General features: G+C 35.4%; 4 protein-coding genes. All 4 read right to left on the bottom strand.

Going from position 1 to position 2,312, the window contains the following annotated elements; all coding sequences use genetic code 11:
* Positions 1-19: 19 nt before the first annotated feature.
* The gene (locus MK480_RS10055; protein WP_001253404.1) at positions 20-343 is read right to left on the bottom strand and encodes a potassium channel family protein; all 324 of its coding nucleotides are present in this window, start codon (positions 341-343) and stop codon (positions 20-22) included.
* 13 nt (positions 344-356) lie between these two features.
* Positions 357-698 carry a hypothetical protein gene (locus tag MK480_RS10050; RefSeq protein ID WP_000397556.1) on the bottom strand — a complete coding sequence of 114 codons (342 nt, stop codon included), beginning with the start codon at positions 696-698 and terminating at the stop codon, positions 357-359.
* The gene (locus MK480_RS10045) at positions 623-925 is read right to left on the bottom strand and encodes a TMEM175 family protein (protein WP_004240734.1); all 303 of its coding nucleotides are present in this window, start codon (positions 923-925) and stop codon (positions 623-625) included. The genes MK480_RS10050 and MK480_RS10045 overlap by 76 nt, the downstream gene beginning before the upstream one ends.
* 717 nt (positions 926-1,642) lie before the next feature.
* On the bottom strand, positions 1,643-2,312 hold a 670-nt coding region (locus MK480_RS10040), incomplete at its 5' end, for a DUF389 domain-containing protein (RefSeq protein WP_268707618.1).

Here is a 2,312-nt window from a genome sequence, read left to right as displayed (position 1 = left end):
CGTGTTGAATAATTGGCAGTCATTTGTCCTCTCCTCTTTCCTTATTTAAATCGGTATAATAATTAATAATAACAGCTGATAAACAGCCAAAAAATATGAGCCCATAAATCGTCAAGAAGACACTGGTAATCCTTCCAATCAAGGTCACAGCTAGGAGATCCCCGTAGCCGACAGTCGTCGAAGTCACAAAAGCATACCAAAGACCGTCTCCGTAATTTGTGATAGCAGGTTCAACTAGGAAAAGCACGCCTCCTGACCCAAAAACAAAGGTCACAAAACTCAGAGCAAACCGAGTAAAACCCGTAACCTGTATAATATGCCATAACATTTTTAAACGTCTCATTTGTTCTCCTTATTCATACTAGCTCCTGACCGAGCCGTTTTTTCCAATAATCAAAGTGAAGATAGGACATGATCTCCATCAGAGAAAGATAGACAAACTGATAGATCTGATTTAAGCTGATTATCAACTGATATTGTTTGAAAAATGACTGGAAGAAAGACCAGATATGACTGTCTTGAATCAGTCCCTTCTTAACATCAGACAGGATATTAGCTAAAGCTCCCAAGGACTGAAACGGTAAATCCTTGACATTTATATAGATCCGGTCCACCACATCATTCAGACTGGTATCTTGGATGGCATGAAATTCTCCAAAGAGAACTCCTGCCGCTCCAAGAGTAGAAACAAATTCCACCAAATAATTTCTGAGGAAATTTTCTCAACCTTTTCCCATAATGTGTTTAGTGCCATCCATAACGATCCCAACCAGAAAAAGGAAAGAAAACAAGCAAAGAAATTTTGCCGTAAATCCCAAAAAGCTTCAAGACTTGGTGTTGTTGGTTTTTCTAACTCTAAAATCAAGATGGTCATAATAATTGCTAGAACAGCATCTGTCAATACAATTAATCTGTCTTTCTTCATCGGATTGCATCCCCTTTCTTTTTTGTAACATTCTATCTTATCGCATAATATTGGATATTCTTTCATAATCCGACTACAAACAAAAATAAACCAAAAAGTCTGTCCCTATTATGCTATATTTAACTCTAGAAGTATTCATCCATCTAATTAATAAATATATCATATTTCACAATAAATGAATACTATCAAAGATTCATCCCCTTTCACTTCATCATTTAGTGTTGCTTAGATTTATCAAAAACAACCAAATTTGTATTAATTTCAAGTATCACCTAGTTACAAAAATTTGGGGTGAACAGAAAAAGCATCCCGTATTTTTGATACGAAATGCTTTCAATAAGTTTAAATAAGTTTTAACGTTTACTAAATTGTGATGCTTTACGAGCTTTTTTCAAGCCTGGTTTGGAAAGTATGAATTTCAGTTGGACTAAAAACAGCGTAATATCAAGACTTTTCTCCGCTTTTATAAAAGCGTTTTTCCAATCAAATTCAACTAATTTTATCTAAATGGTGTGGATTTTACCCCCAAAATTACAGAGAATGGAGCTGATAAACACTAAACGTTCACACCATTAGTTAAATGATTTTTTTCATCATTTTTCTTAGATGATAGAACTTCTAATTTATTTCTTATTCAAGCAAAAACAACCTGCTATAAGTAAGAAAGAGGAAGATACAAGAAAAACACGGCGTAAAAACCGATTCAGTTCATTGTCCTCAATCCTTGTCTGCTTCATTTTCTTTTACGAGATCTTTTTGTGAATCCTTTTCAGAGAGTTTTTGATCGATATACTTGTTAATGGTTTCATAAAATTCCTTGGTCGCTTCACTATCTAATGTTGGCGAGTTCTGAACTTGATTCACTTTCAATTGAACAGATTGAATACCGTAAGAGGCTTGTTTTTGGTGGAGTGTTTCTAATTCTTCTTCTGAAATCGGATCTCCAACAACCGTCAAGACCAATTCATTGTTACTTGACTTGTAGACTTGATTAATAACCGTATAATTGGCGAACTCTTTTCCTACAAACTGTTTGATCCCTTCTTTGCGCGCTTGTTCTATTGTCAGAGTAACTGCCGAATAGCTAGCTGGAAGAATCAACAATACAATCAAAGAAATCAAGCCAATTCTCATTTTAATGCTCAGCTCTTTAAATGAAGTTAAAGGAGATTTTCTCATCAAAATTCTTGTTCCAACAATGTTGGCTAGCATGATAAAGACACAGTTGATCAAGAAAAGATAGAGAGCCCCCAATAAAAATCGTACATTCCCATTAGCTAAACCATAGCCAGCAGTACAGATAGGCGGCATCAAAGCTGTAGCAATGGCTACTCCTGGCACGATATTGTTTGCTTCTTTTTTCCTTGAACCGATCACACCAGCAATC

Source organism: Streptococcus mitis, assembly GCF_026782895.1.
Classification (GTDB): Bacteria; Bacillota; Bacilli; order Lactobacillales; family Streptococcaceae; genus Streptococcus; species Streptococcus mitis_CB.
This window is presented reverse-complemented; position numbering and strand designations above follow the sequence as displayed.